General features: G+C 35.0%; 17 protein-coding genes. All 17 read right to left on the reverse strand.

The features are described 5' to 3' along the window. Positions 1 to 676: 676 nt before the first annotated feature. Positions 677 to 1,729, reverse strand: a complete 1,053-nt coding sequence (locus I4V84_RS01180) for an NAD-dependent epimerase/dehydratase family protein (RefSeq protein ID WP_195991063.1) — start codon at positions 1,727 to 1,729, stop codon at positions 677 to 679. A gap of 10 nt (positions 1,730 to 1,739) precedes the next feature. Further along, a complete protein-coding gene (locus I4V84_RS01185; RefSeq protein WP_173736429.1) occupies positions 1,740 to 2,453 on the reverse strand; it encodes an IspD/TarI family cytidylyltransferase in 714 nt (237 codons plus the stop codon). An 18-nt stretch (positions 2,454 to 2,471) separates the two neighbouring features. Continuing rightward, positions 2,472 to 3,350: a LicD family protein gene (locus I4V84_RS01190; protein WP_173736430.1), complete on the reverse strand. Its 879-nt coding sequence runs from the start codon at positions 3,348 to 3,350 to the stop codon at positions 2,472 to 2,474. 134 nt (positions 3,351 to 3,484) lie between these two features. Further along, on the reverse strand, positions 3,485 to 4,630 hold the full coding sequence (locus tag I4V84_RS01195; protein WP_195991064.1) for a CDP-glycerol glycerophosphotransferase family protein: 1,146 nt from the start codon (positions 4,628 to 4,630) through the stop codon (positions 3,485 to 3,487). Next, positions 4,623 to 6,065 (reverse strand): lipopolysaccharide biosynthesis protein, encoded by a 1,443-nt coding sequence (locus tag I4V84_RS01200; RefSeq protein WP_195991065.1) that lies wholly within the window; start codon positions 6,063 to 6,065, stop codon positions 4,623 to 4,625. The genes I4V84_RS01195 and I4V84_RS01200 overlap by 8 nt, the downstream gene beginning before the upstream one ends. Positions 6,066 to 6,079: 14 nt before the next feature. Further along, positions 6,080 to 6,619: an acyltransferase gene (locus tag I4V84_RS20100; RefSeq protein WP_270432621.1), complete on the reverse strand. Its 540-nt coding sequence runs from the start codon at positions 6,617 to 6,619 to the stop codon at positions 6,080 to 6,082. Next, positions 6,582 to 7,634 (reverse strand): glycosyltransferase family 2 protein, encoded by a 1,053-nt coding sequence (locus I4V84_RS01210; RefSeq protein ID WP_195991066.1) that lies wholly within the window; start codon positions 7,632 to 7,634, stop codon positions 6,582 to 6,584. The genes I4V84_RS20100 and I4V84_RS01210 overlap by 38 nt, the downstream gene beginning before the upstream one ends. Positions 7,635 to 7,643: 9 nt before the next feature. Further along, on the reverse strand, positions 7,644 to 8,846 hold the full coding sequence (locus I4V84_RS01215) for an O-antigen ligase family protein (RefSeq protein ID WP_195991067.1): 1,203 nt from the start codon (positions 8,844 to 8,846) through the stop codon (positions 7,644 to 7,646). Positions 8,847 to 8,865: 19 nt separating this feature from the next. Further along, positions 8,866 to 9,738 carry a glycosyltransferase family 2 protein gene (locus I4V84_RS01220; RefSeq protein WP_195991068.1) on the reverse strand — a complete coding sequence of 291 codons (873 nt, stop codon included), beginning with the start codon at positions 9,736 to 9,738 and terminating at the stop codon, positions 8,866 to 8,868. Between the two features lie 7 nt (positions 9,739 to 9,745). Further along, the gene (locus tag I4V84_RS01225) at positions 9,746 to 10,570 is read right to left on the reverse strand and encodes a glycosyltransferase (protein WP_195991069.1); all 825 of its coding nucleotides are present in this window, start codon (positions 10,568 to 10,570) and stop codon (positions 9,746 to 9,748) included. Between the two features lie 12 nt (positions 10,571 to 10,582). Further along, entirely contained in the window at positions 10,583 to 11,545 is a 963-nt protein-coding gene (locus I4V84_RS01230; RefSeq protein WP_195991070.1) for a glycosyltransferase family 2 protein, read from the reverse strand. After that, positions 11,545 to 12,237, reverse strand: coding sequence for a sugar transferase (locus I4V84_RS01235; RefSeq protein ID WP_334285982.1), 693 nt, complete (start codon positions 12,235 to 12,237; stop codon positions 11,545 to 11,547). The genes I4V84_RS01230 and I4V84_RS01235 overlap by 1 nt, the downstream gene beginning before the upstream one ends. Positions 12,238 to 12,259: 22 nt before the next feature. Then, a complete protein-coding gene (locus tag I4V84_RS01240) occupies positions 12,260 to 13,468 on the reverse strand; it encodes a DegT/DnrJ/EryC1/StrS family aminotransferase (RefSeq protein WP_195991072.1) in 1,209 nt (402 codons plus the stop codon). 45 nt (positions 13,469 to 13,513) lie between these two features. Further along, positions 13,514 to 15,583 (reverse strand): nucleoside-diphosphate sugar epimerase/dehydratase, encoded by a 2,070-nt coding sequence (locus I4V84_RS01245; protein ID WP_195991073.1) that lies wholly within the window; start codon positions 15,581 to 15,583, stop codon positions 13,514 to 13,516. Between the two features lie 261 nt (positions 15,584 to 15,844). Next, positions 15,845 to 17,029, reverse strand: coding sequence for a transposase (locus I4V84_RS01250; protein ID WP_195991074.1), 1,185 nt, complete (start codon positions 17,027 to 17,029; stop codon positions 15,845 to 15,847). 247 nt (positions 17,030 to 17,276) lie between these two features. Continuing rightward, complete coding sequence (locus I4V84_RS01255) at positions 17,277 to 18,419, reverse strand: site-specific integrase (protein ID WP_118578929.1); 1,143 nt, start codon at positions 18,417 to 18,419, stop codon at positions 17,277 to 17,279. Positions 18,420 to 18,799: 380 nt separating this feature from the next. After that, positions 18,800 to 19,120, reverse strand: a complete 321-nt coding sequence (locus I4V84_RS01260; RefSeq protein ID WP_118578932.1) for a hypothetical protein — start codon at positions 19,118 to 19,120, stop codon at positions 18,800 to 18,802. Between the last annotated feature and the right edge of the window lie 90 nt (positions 19,121 to 19,210).

Here is a 19,210-nt window from a genome sequence, read left to right on the forward strand (position 1 = left end):
ACATTCGCCGTATCCAGTTCCTTCAAATTCTTAGGGTCAATGACCTTTTCTCCTTTGTAAATCATATGGTTGAACACATCCGCAAATACTTCAGTGTCCTCCATGTACTCTTTTGTGATGACATCCTTTCTTCCCATGGACTTCACCACCTTCTATGATTTGTTTTTCAGAAGAGCTTATGTAGGTTTGAAACTCTAATGATGTATATAGGATAGCATACCGTTTCCTTTTCTGGAAGGAAAATATATTGGAAAAGTATGAATTTTATTTAATAAGTTTTTTAGAGAACTTTAAGGAATTTCACTCAGCATTTATGGGGACAGACCCCTTTTATCTCATACATTCCGCTAACCCAACGATTCTTCCCCTTTCCTCGATACCCTAAAGTGTTTCACGAATCTTCACCTTTTCTTCCTCGGCTTCCTTTTCTATCTTCATTCCAATCATCTCCTCTATCAACTCTTTTATGATGACATCCTTTCTTCCCATGGATTTTATCACCTTCTACGATTTGTTTTTCAGAAAAGTTTATGTAGGTTTAAAACTCTTACGATATATATGATAGCATACTGTGTCCTTTTTGGGAAAAATATAAAAATTATTTAATACACTGAAAAGCTTTTAGAAAATTCACATTGCCTGTATAGGGACGACTATCAATTACGTCTAATAATTGTTATTCACATTCTTTTAATATTTTTATTGTATGTTCAACACCTTCATTCGCATTAAACATCGGAACCCATCCAAGATTTTCTAATTTTTTACTACTTAAAACTTGTTTGGCAATAGGCGTCCTATTTGCGATATCTAATACTGACGGATCAGCAAAAATCACTTTTTTATTTACTGTCTTGGCTATAATTTCTGCTAATTTAGCAATAGTAATACGCACATTTGGATTTGCAATATTGTACGGTGTTCCTGATTTTCCATTAATAAGAACCGTTATAAGTCCAGATGCACAATCTGCAATATAATTATAACTTCTTAATTGATTACCAGCACTTTTCATTATTATATCTTCATTATTTAATGCATTCCTTATAAATTGAGCATTTGCCCGACTATCGGTTTCCGTAATCCCAGGACCATAAGTATGACACGGTCTTACAACAACGGTTTCAAGTTCATACTGACTACTGTACGATGCACACAAATTTTCAACAGCTCGTTTACTTTGCGGATAACACGATCTTGGCGAAGTAATATCTATGGCTCCTAAATACTCCTCTTTAAATTCATCAAGAGATAAATCTCCATTTCCATACACTTCCCCAGATGAAACAAATAAAAATCTCTTTCCACCATGCGCCTTAGTATACTCAAGTAAATTATAGGTTCCTTCAATGTTACCTATAATTGTTCCAACAGGATCACTATTAAATGCAAGTGGATGCGCATTTCCAGCAGCATGTATTACATAATCCACTTCATAATCAAATATAATAGCTTTTAGCACATCATATTTAAAAATTTTAAGATTATTATCTTTCCAGCTTTCATATCGTTTGTGCATTTTTTCAAGATTTCTCCCTGCTACACACACAGTAATGCAAGCATTATTTGTTTGATTATATCTTAACAACATATCTGCAACAAATGAGCCTATTGTCCCAGTTGCCCCTGTAACCAAAATTGTAGTCCCTTTAAGTTGTTCAATTCCAACCGTATGCTGTATTGCGAGATCTAAGTCATTTAAATATGTAATACTATCTTGTAATGCCATTCCTTCACCTCTATTTTAACCAGTCGGATCTTTTTGCTATAAGAAGGGCCTTAAAAATATCTATATCTTCAACTGTAGTCAATTTAATATTTTTTTCAGATCCAACAGAAAAATACACCTTTTCTCCTAGCTCAATCATTAAAGTGCAAGAAGCAACAGAATTTGTTATTCCAGCGGCGAGAGCCCTTCTATGCAAGTCACAAATATCCCCTACATGGAACCCCTGCGGTGTTTGCGTTCTTTTCAAAAAATCTCTAGGGTAACTGCCTGTTGAGTTCTCTCCATTTTCAGTTTTTAACATAGCCTCAGCGCAAGGAATAACTGTAGTTGCATTTCCTTTTTCTTTTGTAATCCTTATGCAGTCTGAAATAATATCCGCAGAAATCATTGGACGAATAGCATCATGAATTAATACTATATCATCGGATTTAAAATGCCGCTCCAATTCATACACCCCATTACGAATAGAATCCTGCCCATTTTTCCCACCAGAAACTATATATTGTAATTTTGTAATATTAAACTGGTTTGCATATGCCTGCAATACCGACTGCCATCCATCAATGCAAACCACTGCTATTGAATCAATTTCTGGGTGTCGCTGAAATGCTTCTAGAGTATATACAATAACCGGTCGCTCATTCACCGTAAGAAATTGTTTAGGTATACTTTGTCCCATTCGATTGCCAGATCCTCCAGCAATTAGTAATGCAATATTTGCCATTTGCTTATCCTCCGTATATCAAAAAGTTATTTTATAAGCTACATGTAATTCTCTCTTTTCTAAAGGTGGAATCTCCATGTAATCTCCATATAAATTTTTTAAATAATGATCATAATTTGCTGGTGCTTTAAAACGGTAACCGCAAAAATCAACTTTAATAATATCTTCAAACATTTCTTTTTCAAATACTTCTCTTTCATAGCTAATTGCAGACGGAACACCATAGAAACCAGTTTCTTTACTTTTATTAGCTATTTTATCCACTAATTTAAGATAAAATTTCAAACCACCTAAATGACAAAAAAGAAAACCAATTCTTCTTCTCAATTTATAATACTTTCTCAATTCTATGTTCTCTTTTGACTTTTGTAAAATTGGTGGTGATGGATACAAATAATCCACACAAACACTTGCACCTTTATAGGAAAAGTCATAAATTTTTCCTAGGATCTTCCTCTTAAGTCTTGATACAGGCATATTTTCAATAATAAAAACATCAATAAACAGCATAGAAAAGCTCTCCACTCCTGCATTTGATATTTCAATATATTGAGTATTAACTTTAAATATCTTAGGATTTTTACAAAAATATTTGTCCGTCAAAGGTTGTACTAAAATATATTTTTTATCCAATTCAGCAACATGCTCAAGAAACTTTTCATACTGTTTTCGAGTCATCATTATATCAACATCATCATCCCATGGAATAAATCCTTTATGCCTAATGGCACCTAATAGAGTTCCTCCAGATAACATATAATCTATATTATATTTATCAAATACTTTACAAACATCGACTAACATTGTTAAAAGAGAATTCTGTAATTTTTTCAAATCACAATCACTTAAAGCATATTCTGGAAAACACGATGAATATAAACCTTTACTTGATTTCATACCATATACCACTCACTTCTTGTATTTTATTATTTTTACTCTAACGACTTTATTTCAATTATAATATTTTCACATAAAAACTTTGGAATAGCACATATTATAAAAATCAATTTAATAAAATTCTACGCTTCTTATTATTGCATTTTACAAACGTTCTCTATTATTTCAGCAACCTTTTCTGAAGCCTTACCATTCTCAAAACTTCCAATTTTAGCATAAAATGCATTAACATTTTCTATATATTCTTCATATTTAAACTCGGCAATTTTATGAAATAACTCATCTTCATTTATTGCAAATTCAAAAGGTAATTCTTCCATATTAAAAAACAATTCTCTTTCTTGCGTTATAAATTCATAATAATCATTACACAAAAGAAAAACCGGTTTGTATCCTAATGCAGCTTCAAATGCCGAACTTGAATAATCAGTAATCAAAGCATCTGTTATTAACAATAGTTCCTGCATATCTGGATAATCTGAAACATTTATAATATTTTCTCCAATTTGAATATTTTTATATAAAGATGCAATATTAGGATGAAGTCTAAAAAGCAGTTTACACTTCCTACCAGTCTTTTTCTCAAATGCTGAAATCCATTTTTCATAATTATTATTAAAAACATCAAATGAAATAGTTTGTCTAAACGTAGGTGCATACATAATAATAAATTCGTTTGACAAATTAATTTTTTTCCTTATACAGAGTTTTAATTCATCATTATCAAGAAAAAAAATATCGTTACGCGGTGATCCAACTTCTAATACTTTTCCACAGTACCAAAATGATCTTTGAAGCATTTCTGTACACCATTGAGATCCGGATAATAGTATGTCTATCATTTTAGAATCATTTAAACTTGCAAGTCTATACTCTTCAGTCAAACCAGGGGCTTCTTTTTCTATTTTCTTAAAACCAATAGCTCCATGCCATGTCTGTATATAATATTGTTTTTTTCTTTTTGTTATATAGGGAGATTTTCTGCAATTATCAATCCAAATTTTTGCTGTACTTAAATGATATAAAGATGCAATAGAATTAATTTTTACTACATGAATTCCTTCAGGCATTTTTTCATTTTTATCTTCAACCAGCCAATATATCTTATATATTTCTTTTCTTTTTCTTAAATTTTCAATAATATACTTAGGGTTATCTCCATATCCCTTTCCTCTAAAATTAGATACAACTATTTTTTTTCTATCAATAGGAAATATTCTAAAACATTTCATAAAAGAATAATATAACAGCTGTTTTTTTCCTAGTTTTACTTTATTCATTTGACCTTCCTTTAAATACAATTTTTTTAATATACTGAAATGCACTTATCTTAAAGATTATAGATTCCATAGCATATATGAATCCACCACAAATAACCTGTATAAACAATAAAATTACATCATTTTTTATAACAGCCCTAAACGGTGCTATTACTATACACATAATTACAGTCGCAACTAAAGACGGTAGAATATCACTAATTTGCTGCTTGTAGGTATAATTTAATTCCTTTTTTAAGGGCATAGCATTTGCTATCGAACTATAAAAAGAATATATTACCATCGTAGCGGCTATGGCTATTGGGCTAATTTTTATTCCTATAATTAACAAAATTAAATATATTGGCTTTTTTATTAATTCGAGTTTCAAAACAATATCGCTTCTTCCTATTGCTTTAATTGACTGTAAGCTAATATTCCCAATTAAGCCAATACCAGATGAAACAGCCAATAATTGTAAAAAAGGAATAGCTTGTTTCCACTTTTCCGTCAATAAGACATTTACCAGTGGTTTTGCAATAACCACTAATCCTCCAATCAACGGAAATATTATATATAGCATAACACTTAAGGATTTTCTTAAAGTTAATTTTACCTTTTCTAAATCATCACTCTTATTTGCCAAATCCGGAAATAGGACTGACATCATAGCAGTACTTATATTATCCATCACTAAAGACGAAAAACTTTTTCCCCTATTGTAATAAGCCAAATCACTAGTTGTATAAACTTTTCCAATAATCAAAGACCTCAATTGTTCAAAAAATGTACCAGATAAATCAGCTAAAAGAATCTTCCAACCATACTGCATTAATTTTTTTGCCGATGTAATTGAAAAAACAAGTTTAGGACGCCATTTGATAGTAAACGACAACACAATTGTATCAACAATTGTATTAGACATATACTGAATAATCAGCGCCCATGCCCCCATGCCCAAATAAGCAGCTACAATTCCTAATACACCTGAAAGTAAAGTCCCCCATAACGTTGAAAAAAAGAACTTTCTAAACAACATATTTCTTGACACATACGCATGCTGTACAGAATTAAATGCACTTATAGGAATGCGCAATGAAAAAGCTCTTAAAATACTAGATAGCGCAGGCATTCCAAAAAAAGTAGCTATATATGGTGCTGAAAAAAATAAAATAACATAAATAATAATAGAAACAAATAAACTACAATAAAATATGGTCGAAAAATCAACATCTGTGGCATCCCTCTTTTGAATTAAGGATGTTGAAAATCCGGATGTAACAAAAACGTCTGCAAAAGCAATAAATACCAAAATTAATGATACCACACCATAATCCTCTGGTACCAATATACGCGCTAATACAATTGAAACAATAAAAGAAACAATTTGAGCTAAAAATCTTTCTCCAAATTTCCATATAAAACTAGTTGTTAATATATTTCTTTCTTTTTTCATATATACAATCCTTGCTATTTATTTATCCATTTACTTTTTTGTTTAATAAGCATTTCCTTTTTTTCTACTTGACTTAACCCTGTTATATCAAAAACATTATCTCTAATATTGCTTTTATATTCTTCAATTTTTTTCACAACACGAGCTGGATTTCCAGCAATTATAGATCCATTAGGAACACTTTTTGTTACTACACTCCCCGCACCAACAATACAATTATCTCCAATATTCACTCCTGGCAGTATTAATGCTCTAGCACCTACAAATGTATTATTACCAATTCTAACCATTCCAAATATATCCGTACAATCTGGAATAACTTTTATAACAGAGTTATCATGGGTTAAAATTTGTACATCATTTGATATTGTTACATTATTACCAATATATATTAGATACGATTCAGATGTAGTAATATCTGAATATATTCTACAATTCTTTCCTACAATCGCTCCACATTTTCTAAAATAACTGTTTATGTATTCACAACTTTTTTCTCCTGATAGATGCAATATTTTACACGCTATTTTTTTTCTCAAATAACCTATTTTCACTTGAGGATCTCCTTCTTTTACTTAAAACTTTTAATAATCTACAATATATCAGACTTAATATCCAGCATTTCTTTTTACACAGTTCCCATAAAATTCTATTTTGAATTATAATTGTTGTAGAATTTATCATACCATTATTAATATTAACTATTTTAGATGAAGTGTTCTTTTTATATTTCATGTCTAAATTACTGTCCCACAAATCTCTTAACAAGCTAGACATTTTAATCGTATATTCTAAATTAGCAATTTCGAGACAATTTTCCGTATCCCATTCAACATTTTGAAGATACTGCTTTAATATCATATAAACCTTAGTAATATCTTCGACTTGTTTTTCATTAAACCCATGTGACATACTTTGCTCTAATACTCTATAATTATAAATAACCTTATCAGAAACAATTATTTTTTTTGCTAAAGCATAAATTTGAATAGATTGTAATAAATCTTCCCCCAGTCGTATATCTTTTAGCTTCTCGTAATCAAAATTATCTTTTATCAATAATTCTCTTTTTATAACTTTCGACCATAAATGATTATACTCATAATTCCCAATAAATTTTTCAAAAAAAAGCTGTTTATCTTTAAGTGAAGTATAAATTTCGGTTTCTAATATTTTCGATGGCTTATAGTCTTCTTCCCCATGCCAAAAATTGAATCGAAAAACCACAACATCTGGATTGTCTTCCAGAAGCATATTAATATTATTAAATGCATCTTTTTCATAACAATCATCAGCATCAAGAAATAAAATATATTCTCCACGTGATAACTCAATTCCCTTTCTTCTCGCTAAAATCAAGCCTTTATTTTCCCAACTAAAAACTCGTACATGTGAGTTTGTCTCCTCATAATTTTTACAAATATCCAATGTACCATCTGTTGAACCATCATTAACAATTATCAATTCGTAACTATCATAATTTTGATTCAAAACAGATTGAATACATTCAGCTAAATATTTTTCAGCATTATATGCTGATATTAAAATACTAATTTTGGGTTTATCCATACTATCACCTTATCCAAATATATTATCCAATATATATTTTTTATTTCCACCTTCACGTATAGAAACATTTATAATCATGTAAATCATCGCAAGAGGAACAAATAATACATACGAATAATTTGCCTCTATCATCATACATGCAAATAGAACCCCACAATATGATAATACCAAATAAATTTCTCTACATTTTCTCACTAACATAACTAACGGATAAATTAAAATACCAAAAAACGGAAGCGCCCCTAAAATTCCTAATTGGGCTAAATATACGATATAAGTGTTGTGTATTGTATAATTCATTACGCCACCACCAATTTCATTTACCAAGCTTTTCGGTGCTCTCATTCCATTTCCCCAGATAGGTGAATTTCCAAATACTCTCAAGCCATACGCCCAGTCTATGTATCTTTTATGTTCACTTCCCATATAATCCGTTTTAAGCAATCTAGTAAAAGTATCTTCAGGTAATAAATACACTATTGCAAAAACAGCTATCATTATAATAAGAATTTTAGTAAAAGATATTTTCTTGTCTTTAAGAATAAGAAAAAGCATTATTGCAGCTACCGGTAAAAACGTTCCTCTAGAGCCAAGCAGCAATATACCAATAATATTAATACCCGTAGCTCCCATATACCAAATTTTGTTTTTCTTTTTTCCCTTTATTGCTCCATAAAAAGCTAAAAGTGTTGGTAAAAGTAAATAAAGCGAGGTAAAATTTACATCGTAATATTCTTTTGAATTAAAAAATAATGCTAATCTAAATATTCCATATTGTGCATACGGTGTACGATGTTGCACTATAATTAATAAACTCATGAGAACAGCAGATACAATATAAGAATCAATTAAGAATTTTATATTTCTTTGCCTAAATTGCATTTCCGACATACATAATAAAAATAATAACAAGAAGCTAACAAAAAGAATATAGTAAGGTTCCGCTTGCTTATCTAAAACATACTTAGAAATCATTAAACTTATCCATGAAAAAAGAATCAGTATTTGAGATATTGTTAACTTATAACCTTTAATTACCCATGTATATAGTAAAATAAATATTCCAAAGCAAATAATAACTATTAAGCCCATCTTATAGTTATTAATGTTAAAATAACTATCATTGTTTCTAAACATAAAAACTAATAACAACGCAACCATATATGAAAATAACGAATATAAGTCAGTACTAATTTTAATTTTTTTTCTCATTGATCTATCCTTTTACTCATCAAAAAACTTGCGCAATTCCCACATCTTTTAGCATTTTTATCATTGTACTTATCCCCATTCTATCAACATATTCTACTGAATATCTTTCCTTAATCATTTTATTGATTTTTTTTGAATAACCATTAAAGTAATATTCGTGCTTCAACATTCTCAAAAATAGCATTAATTTTAAAATAGGTATGCAAAAAATAGGATAACACATTTTTCTTATAACGTAATTATTTGCAATAATATTTACATCACGCTCGTCGCCATACACTCGTGCTACATTACTAGGTAAATGATGAATTTCAACATTTTCTAAATATATCATTTTCTTTTTATACTTTCTTATTCTATATGCGACATAATATTCTTCAGAACCAAATCGTAACGTACCAGGATATAATTTACTGCTTTCAAAAAAATCACGTCTCAAAACATGTCCCGCTCCAATGTATGATAGAGCTAATAATTCATTATTTTCTTCGTATACAAACCCTTTTAAAAACCTATCATTTTGAGGTTCATATATCTTTAATGCTGCAGCCACTGCATCATGTTTTTTCATTTCAGAATATATTTTCGCAAAAAAATCTTTTGTTATTACCACAGCATCATCATCTAAACAAACAATATATTCTCCTGTACACATTTCAAATGCTTTATTTCTTCCATTTGAAATACCTAAATTTTCACTAGAATAATAATATTTATATTTTATATTATTTTCACAAAAAAATTTTTCTACTGCTTCTTGTGTACCATCACTTGAATTATTATCTACAATAACAAATTCCATTTCTTCAATCTTATTACACACACAAGATTCTAAAGCTCTGAGTATTTCCCGTTTTCGATTATATGTAATTATCATTACGGATATTTTCATTTAATTATCACTCCTTATTACTCCTAAGCAATTTTTCATATACAAATTCCCGAACAGAATTTGGTAAAATTGAAAAAATTAGCTGAACCAACAATGTATAATAATAATCCCATTTTGAAATATACCCTGTCTGTAATATTATTTTTCTACCATTTTTATATTTTTTAAAATACTTTAATCCTCCTCTTCTTTTAAACATATCAGCACCTGTTCTTACATACACTAAATAATCAGCAATATTTTTAAACGTTGCACCATGTAATATCATATTCGTCCATAGTAGACTATCTTCCATAAGCAAGGCATGTTGATAATTCCCAGCCTCCAAAACTTTAGACTTTTTAAACATTACCGTAACGTGATTTACAGCATCTCTTCTTTTTTGGTATTCTTTTATTTCACTATCCACCAATGGGACCTTTCTAATAGACACAACCCCCTCTTTTGAATCACAAAACTCTTTAATATATCCCCCACAAACATCCAATAATGGATCTTGGGCAAACTCTCTCAATTGTAACTCACATCTATTGGGTATAGAAATATCATCCGAATCCATTCTAGCAATTAACTCATAACTGCAATTTTTAATTCCTTCTGCAAGTGCTAAGCCTAATCCAACATTTTTCTCCAAACATACAAATTTAAAAAGTCTCTGATACTTTGTTTTATATTCTGTCAAAACATCTTCCAATTCTACAGTCAACTTTCCATCTTTAACAATTACTATCTCACTCGGCTCAACCGTCTGATGTACCATGCTTTCTAAACATTCTATCAAATACTCTGCTTTTTCCTTATAATATACAGATATCAAAACACTATATTCCATATAATTTCCCACCTATTTCATTAATAATGAATGTAAAAATACATAAGCTTTTGTCAAGACAAGACATCTATATTTTATAGTTTTCAAAAAAAAGCGATGTCTAAAATCCAAAGTTTTAATATAAGAATTCAAATACCACTTATTATGTTCTCTTTCAAATTTACGAATCGTATCTTTTATCACTTTCGTATTTACTTTTGCCTTTATACCAATCAACACAGCAGAATACAATACATTTTTTATGCCTATAAATTGTAAAGCCTCCTGATATTCTTTATTCCAAGATTTCTCTATTATCTGCTGACATTTAAGCAAATCCCAAAAACTATTCGCAGAAACACTAACAGATGCAGATTCCTTTCGAACGCAATATACATATAATGCATTATCTATATGTGTAATAATTTTTGCCTTTGCCAATAGCAATGGGATAATAGCCATATCCTCTCCATTTCTTAATGATGGAATTGGCAAATCTTCAAACAAATTTCTTCTTAATAGTAAATAACATAGCGAAGTTCTGGATAACGCTATATAGTCAGATTTAGTATTATATAATTTAAAAATATTAGTGTAGCTATTATTTCTAAATGACCCATTTTGCAATTTCAGCTTGCTATTACACATTACTACATCAGCGCTTTGTTCTACAGCTTTATTATATAAGCAATATAAAAAATTCTCCTCATAATAATCATCACTATCACAAAAAGCAAGATACTCTGAATCAGATGCTTTAATTCCCACATTTCTTGCTTCTCCAGGACCAACATTCTGCTTCATTTCAATAACTTTTATTTTCAGCTTCGATTTTTGCTTTATCTTGTATAAAATATTAAGAGAATTATCTGTTGAAAAATCATCTATAACAATTACATCAAATTCTTTAAAAATTTGCTTTTCTAAGCCATCAAAACATTTCTTTATATATTTTTCCGCATTATAGCATGGAATTATAACACTTATTTTACTCATCAATTTTTCTCTTTTCCCAGTACTGCACATAATGTTTTTATCATGACATAAACATCAATAACAAAACAGAAATTTTTGATACTTTGCAAATTATATTTCATCTTCTCCGGTAGCACTTTCTCAATATATACCCGATCCACATCATCTGCTGAATCCAAAAGTTCTGCCTCATCTTTGTATCGAATACTAGCCTCACTAGTTATTCCTGCCGGCAATAAAAGTGTGGCCAACATTTCATTACTATATTTTTCTACATACTTAGTTGCCTCAGGTCTCGTTCCCACAAAGCTCATATCTCCACTTAGTACATCAAAAACCTGGGGCAACTCATCTAACCGATAATCCCGAATTTTTGCTCCCACTTTGGTGATTCTTGAATCACCACCTACTGTTACAGCAGATCCAATCTTATCGGCATTATTGACCATAGTACGAAATTTATGTATTCTAAACCTTTTACCATATCTGGTTACACGCTCCTGACGATAAAAAGCAGGTCCTTTAGAGTCCATTTTTATCATCACAGCAATAATCAGCATAGGTATAGCCAGGAGAATCAACAGGATAACCCCCACTACAATATCAAAAATCCGTTTCAGAACCAGACTTCCTTTCTTTCGTGATAAAATATCATAGTATACCTTTACCTCATCACATTTCATAAATTCAGGAAGGTCATCCCATTTTTTCAAAATCATTAATTACTTCTCCTAATTATTTTCCAATATAGTTCTTTACAATTTCACAATAATTTTCAATTACATATTCCACTTCTTCGTCAGTCAATTTAGTGTGAAGTGGCAGTGTAATTTCATTTTCAAATCTCTTATAAGCATTTGGATAATCTTTAATATCAAACCCAAGATTCTTGTATGCAGTCATCATTGGCAATGGCTTATAATGTACATTACATGCAATTCCTTTTTCCGCCATTTTTACAATAATCTCATGTCTCTGTTCCAGAGTAATCCCTGGAATTCTTGTAATATAAAGATGACCTGATGACTGATGTTCATCTGCATAGTGATTCAGGACTTCAATTCCTAATGGCTTAAATGCATCATCATATCTTCCAATTATTTCTTTTCTTCTGGCAAGTAAGCCTTTATAACGTTTCATCTGTGCAAGACCAATTCCTGCAACAACATCTGTCATATTGCATTTATACCATGGACCAACAATATCATATTCCCATGCACCAAGCTGAGTTTTAGCAAGAGCGTCTTTTGACTGTCCGTGAAGGGAAAGCAATTGATATTTATGATATAATTCTTCATTATCAATTCCCTCAATATCTTTCCATGTAGCAGCTCCACCTTCTGCAGTTGTAAAATTTTTCACTGCATGAAAACTAAAGTTACTAAAATCAGCAATACTTCCAACCTTTTTGCCATGCCACTCTGCTCCAAACGCATGAGCTGCATCAGTCATTACAATAATTCTTCCTATTGCTTTTTGAATATCGTTTGACGGATGGAACAGATGTTTCTTACTTTCAACTATAGAAAAGATTCTGTCATAATCGCATGGTACACCACCAAGATCAATAGGAATAATTACCTTAGTTTTTTCTGTAATTGCATCTGCAAGTTTCTCATAGTCCATTTCAAGAGAATCTTTTTGTGTATCGATTAATACAAGTTTTGCACCTACATGGCATACTACAGATGCACTTGCTGTATAGGTATAAGCGCAGGTAATTACTTCATCACCTTCTCCTACTCCTAAAACTCTCAGTGTCATTTCCGCACAAGCTGTCTGTGAATTCAAACATACTGCTCTGTTAACGCCACAAAAATCCGCAACTTCACGCTCTAATTCTTTTGTTTTCGGTCCGGTAGTAATCCAACCGGAACGAAGTGCTTCTGCAACCTGTTCAACCTCTGCATCTGTAATATCTGGTGGTGAAAATGGTATTTTCATTGTTCTCTGCCTCTCTTAAAATTTAATAATATATGTTCAAATGAATTAATGATTATTTTCAGTTGCTTTATTGAATAATTTCTTATATGTCTCCCCATGCAGATTCAAATCATCCTTCGCCGCATGATAAGTCGGCACAATTTCTTCCACATAGCTTCTAATATCTGGATCATTTCCATATGCCACAACAGCCAGATTCTCAAGCTGATGTAAGAACTCATCCGTATCAAACGGAATCGGCTTTCCAATATGAATCAGATCATTATCTGTCTTCGTCAGCCCTTCCTCTGCCATCAGCTTTTCTTCATAAAGCTTCTCCCCAGGTCTCAGCCCGGTGTATTCCACTTTAATATCCACATCCGGTGTCAGTCCTGACATCTTGATCAGGTTTCTTGCCAGCGTATCAATCTTCACCGGAGCTCCCATATCAAGTACAAAGATTTCTCCGCCCTTGGCATAGGTTCCAGCCTGAAGCACCAGACTTACTGCCTCCGGAATGGTCATAAAGTAACGGATAATGTCCGGATGGGTAACCGTTACCGGACCACCTTTGGCAATCTGTTTCTTAAACAGCGGAATAACAGATCCATTACTTCCCAGCACATTGCCGAAACGCACTGCCACAAACTCAGTCCTGTATTTTCTCTCACCATTTGCCCCTGGATTTTCACAAGTTGCTGCCACCTGAGCAAGTGCTTCCTCGCTGTCTTCATAGTGGCTTCCCAGTAATGGAAGCAGATCTTCTCTTCCGGTTCTGCTGATCTTATCCATAGTCTGGATAACCATCTCACAGAGACGTTTGCTGGCTCCCATAATGTTGGTTGGATTCACAGCTTTGTCTGTACTGATCAGTACGAAACGCTGGCAGCCATTTTTCAAAGCTGCGTGAGCTGTTTTATAGGTTCCCATCACATTGTTCTTGATTGCCTCACAGGGGCTTGTCTCCATAAGAGGTACATGCTTATGGGCAGCTGCATGGTAAACAATATCTGGTTTGTATGTTTCAAATACGTTGTTGATCTTTCTGGTATCGCGCACGGAACCGATCAGTACCACCAGATCCAGATGGGGATATTTGGAGCGAAGCTCCTGTTCAATGTCGTAGGCATTGTTCTCATAGACATCGAAGATCACCAATCGTTTCGGAGCGTGGGCTGCAATCTGACGGCAAAGCTCACTCCCGATGGAACCGCCGCCACCAGTTACCAGAATGGTTTTTCCACTGATGTAGCGGAAAATTTCATCCATATTTACTTTGATAGGATCTCTTCCAAGAAGGTCTTCCACTGCCACGTCTTTCATTTTGCTGAGGGACACCTCTCCGGTGACGAACTGATACACACCTGGAAGAATCTTCATTTCACATTTGGTTTCTTTACAGATGTTCAGGATATCTCTTCGCTCTGCCGCACTTGCGCTTGGAATTGCCAGAAGGATCTGATCGATTTTATATTTCTTTGCACTTGCGAGAATGTCATCACGACCGCCTACAATGGGCACACTCTCCATATAGCGTCCCCATTTGTTGGGGTTATCGTCAATAATACAGCAGACCTTTCCTTTCGGCTCTTTGGCACGTTCCACGTCGCGTAGAATGATCTGTCCTGCCTGGCCGGCACCGATCAGCATAATGTGATGCAGCGGACCTTCCTCTTCCTTCTGTTTCCGTGTTCTTTCCAGAAGGATAAATCTGTATGAAAAACGAATTCCTGTAATCAGGCAAAATTGAATAATGGTTCCGAAGAGATAATAGGACATTGGCATTCTCTGAATGACAAATGTGATTCCAATTATCTGGAACAGGAATGTAATTACAGTAGATAAGCAAATTCTTAACAGCTCACTATAGCTTGCGAAGCGCCATACGCTGTTATAGAGACGCAATGCCCAAAAGACAAAAACAGAGAATACTGTATACCATGGTGCAAATTTCAGATAGGCAGACAAATATTCTCCGGGTATTGCGGAGTATGTACAATCAAAGCGGAACCACAGTCCGAGAAAGTATGCGGCGTTTACGGCGATCACATCATAAATCATCAGGTAAAGTGCGATTACCTGCCAATGCTCCAACTTTCTTTTTTTGCGTTCGTTTTTTTGTTTTTTTGTTGTCATTTCTTAATCATATGGACGGAGTTACCCCCCCCCCAGTCCTTTCCTCCCATTTTTTCATAACTTTGACCACTTACCAGATAGCTTCCTGTCTGGTGCTTCGGCGACTCCCAGGATATCTTGGGGAAGTCCGGAACCCGCACCGGCGGTGGTCTGCCGAAAAGCCTGCGTCACTGGCGCAGCCTCTTTGCCCGGTTACCCGGTTTTATAGATAAGAGCGTTCGTAACGCTGCTTATTATCATTTTTATCTTTGTTGTCAATAATTATTTTGTTCTACTTCCGCGAAAAAAACTGTCCTGGCATTTCCTGCCAAGATTTCTGGCATCATTCAGGAAGCGGTTTCCCTGATGACCATTTTCACAGAGGAATTCATTGCCCTTCCGGCGAACCTTGCCACCGCAGATGGCGCATTTGTCTTTCAGGCCGTCAGTTCTGGTTTCCAGTACCAGAATTCCTTCTGCCCAGGCTTTGTACTGCAGGTTGGTCCGGATCTTACTGCTTAAGTGAAGCGGGGAAAAATTGCCGCTTTTTACCATTGCCATCCGGGTGAAGTTCTGGTCGTAATCGGGGAGGACAATGATTCCTGCCTGATTCTCTTTGCAGAAGTTCAGGATCTCACGGCTGACCTGGTGGGCATAGTGCTCGGACAGGTTCTTCAGGTGCATGTAGTACTTCCGGTTGGGCTGGGGACTATTGTCTCCCACTGTGTTTGGTCTGGATTTCTGTATTCTGGTCTCCAGCAGCTTGCAGCGGTGACGGTACGCATCTCCGCCCCGGCAGGTATGTACAGCCAGCTGTTTTCCCTGCTCATCCAGAATGCAGCACACTGCGAAGGTGTCTGTGTTTGTAAAGCGTACACTGCACAGGTTCGTGCCTTCTGCCATTCGTTCTTTGGCAGTGCGGGCGTCGCTGTTCTCCTGTTTCACCGGGATATTCAGCAGGTAGCGCCTGCCCTCCTTTACCAGGGTGGGCGACATCAGCTGACCATCTTGGGGAAAGGGGCGTCCTTTCAGCTTGCAGTCTGTCCAGATCCATTTCTCACCGTTCCACAGCTTCAGGCAAATGGATCTGTCGGTGAGGTCGGAATACATTCCTTTGAAAAAAGTAACCTTGGCTTCCAGCTTCTCAGGGAATCCGGACTGAAGTTCCTGGGTGCTTTTCACTGTGGCAGATGCTTTGTTGATGGCAGCACGTCTCAGGTAGACAGGTACTTTTCCCATTGGTAAGGGGTTGGTGGGCTGTCTGCCGTCCCGACCGGCCAGGGTCAGGAGCTCCAGGCTGCGCTGGATGTCGAAGAGGCTGCTGTTCCACAGTTCTTCATGCTGTCTCAGAAGGTGGTAGTAAAACTCCACCACGTTCTGAAAATATTCTTCTGTTCTGTCCAGCCATATAGGCTCCGGACAAACCAGGCGCATGCGCCAGGTTCGGATGCTGTATCCTGTTTTCATAAATTTTGTCTGTGATTTCTGCTGGTTTCTTTCGTAATATTTCAGTAATGCGGATTTGCGCTGCAAACAAGCAGAAAATCAGTACAATTTGGACTATCGACCACGAATAAAGACCCCTTATTTTGGAAATTGAGATTTTTCAGTATCCGGTCACCTTTTCCAGACAGCAAAAAAAGACAGTCACACCAGAGGTCTCTCAAAAGAGAATTCTCTGGCATAACTGCCTTTTCTGAAATTGTTCATTCTGTTATATTGCCTGCTCCATCATCTGATTCATATACTGCCGTTTCGTTTCCGCCTGGATATGCACATACAGATCTAGTGTGGTTCGCACGGAAGTATGTCCAAGTATTTCGGACAGGGACTTGGTATCGAAGCCATGCTCTACCCAGCGACAGGAAAACTGATGCCGGAGAGCATGGATTTTAATGGGGGGAATTCCACATGTTTTCAGCAGTGCTGCATATCTGCGCTGGATTACCCGTGGCTCCATGCATCTGGCAGTTCCAGACAAAATATATGCGGAGCCATCTTTGCGAAAACGTTTCGCATAAAACAGCAGCTTGTCTGGCAATGGAATTTCCCTGTTGGAATGCTCTGTCTTCGGCGGACCGATATACAGAATGGTTTTTGGAATTTTTCCAGTGTCCGGATTAGCGGTCTGATCTAGATTTTTGATGCGGATCACAGTACGCTGTATGCGGATTTTGTGCTGGGTGAAATCCACATCTTCCCAGCGCAGGCCGCTGAGTTCGCCTACACGGATGCCGGTATGCATGCAAAGCAGCAGACCGAAATGGAAATCGCTGATATTGTCAATAAGAAATTTCTCCAGCTGGTTATAGTTTGCAAGCTTCATAATCTGCACCTCCTGGCTGGTGCCAGCCAAATGGGGGTAGCGGATTGGTTCACTGGTATAGACGCCTCCCTTTGATGTAAAGTTCAAAATGCTGCGGAGTACGCTTAAAATTACATGAATGGTTCCTGCAGACAATGCCAGCTCTTTTTTCTTATGAATAAGCTGCGTGATCTGAGAATTGCTGATTTTCCGTATCTGGGTGCTGCCAAGCTCCGGAAGAAGCTGATTCTTCAGAATCGCTTCATAATTGGAAAAAGTACTGTCCTTGATGGTATAGCGGATTTCCTGTTTCCAATGTTCTGCGGCTGTTTCGAAGGTAGTCTGGTAATTTAAAATGCCAGGATTTCGCACCAGATGTCCATAGCTTGGTACCTCTGCAATTTTTTTGTTTCGTTTGTCCTTTACTTCGCCATATGTTTTGCCATAGAGGGAACCGTAGTGGATTTTTCCCTCCGGATCACGGTATTTGATATAACGGGCTTCCCAGCGTCCGTCCTTGCGTTTGCGTATGTTTTCACCTTTTCTGCACATAGCTGCCTCCTTATTCTATAAGTATGTACCAATTATATGACCACTCAATTATTTTATATCGAAAAAATCCCTTTGAAAAACTAATGGGAAAAGGTGAATTTGGAATAAATTATGGTATAATTCGACAAAAAGAGTCTATAGTCGCTATAATTGGTTGACTTTCCCTGTTATTCGCGATAGAATGTAAAACGACGATGGGAAAGAAAGCAGAAAAACTGCCTGGATGACCGTCGCATTACTGAAATAATGCGACTTGGAGGTCATCTTTTTTTATTGTTTCCGGTTGGGTGGTGGGTTATGCAAATTTGCTTTTAAACTACCCATTTAACATAGTTAGGGCCGGGAACGATCAGGTAAGTGATGTCCCGGCCAGGTTTTATTTATTTTATACCAAATTCTTTCATGAGTTTTTTCTGATATTCTTCATCTTCTGTAGCTTTTATACAATCTTCAATACGATTGGAAGAAAGTAATTTTTTATTCAGCGTATTTAAGGCTATACGCTCCTTTTCACGTCCATCTTTCTCTATCATCTGTCCCAGTCTCGTCATAACCATCGCCTCCTTAATCTCATCAAGCTCTATTCCATCCAGAAATTTATCTGCCAGAGTATACAACATAGCCATCACTTTATCCGCCATATCATTATGCTCTTCTTTCGCTATTAGAATTCCTTCTTTAATCTTATCCTTACGGCTCATCTGGCCCCCATAAGTGGTGTCATACTAAGCTGTGCGATGTCATCTTCTGTAAAATCCAAGAATGTAAGCTCAGATTCACCCGCCTTTCCT

Origin of the sequence: Ruminococcus sp. 1001713B170207_170306_F1 (assembly GCF_015668065.1) — a bacterium.
Taxonomy (GTDB): Bacteria; Bacillota; Clostridia; order Lachnospirales; family Lachnospiraceae; genus Blautia_A; species Blautia_A faecis.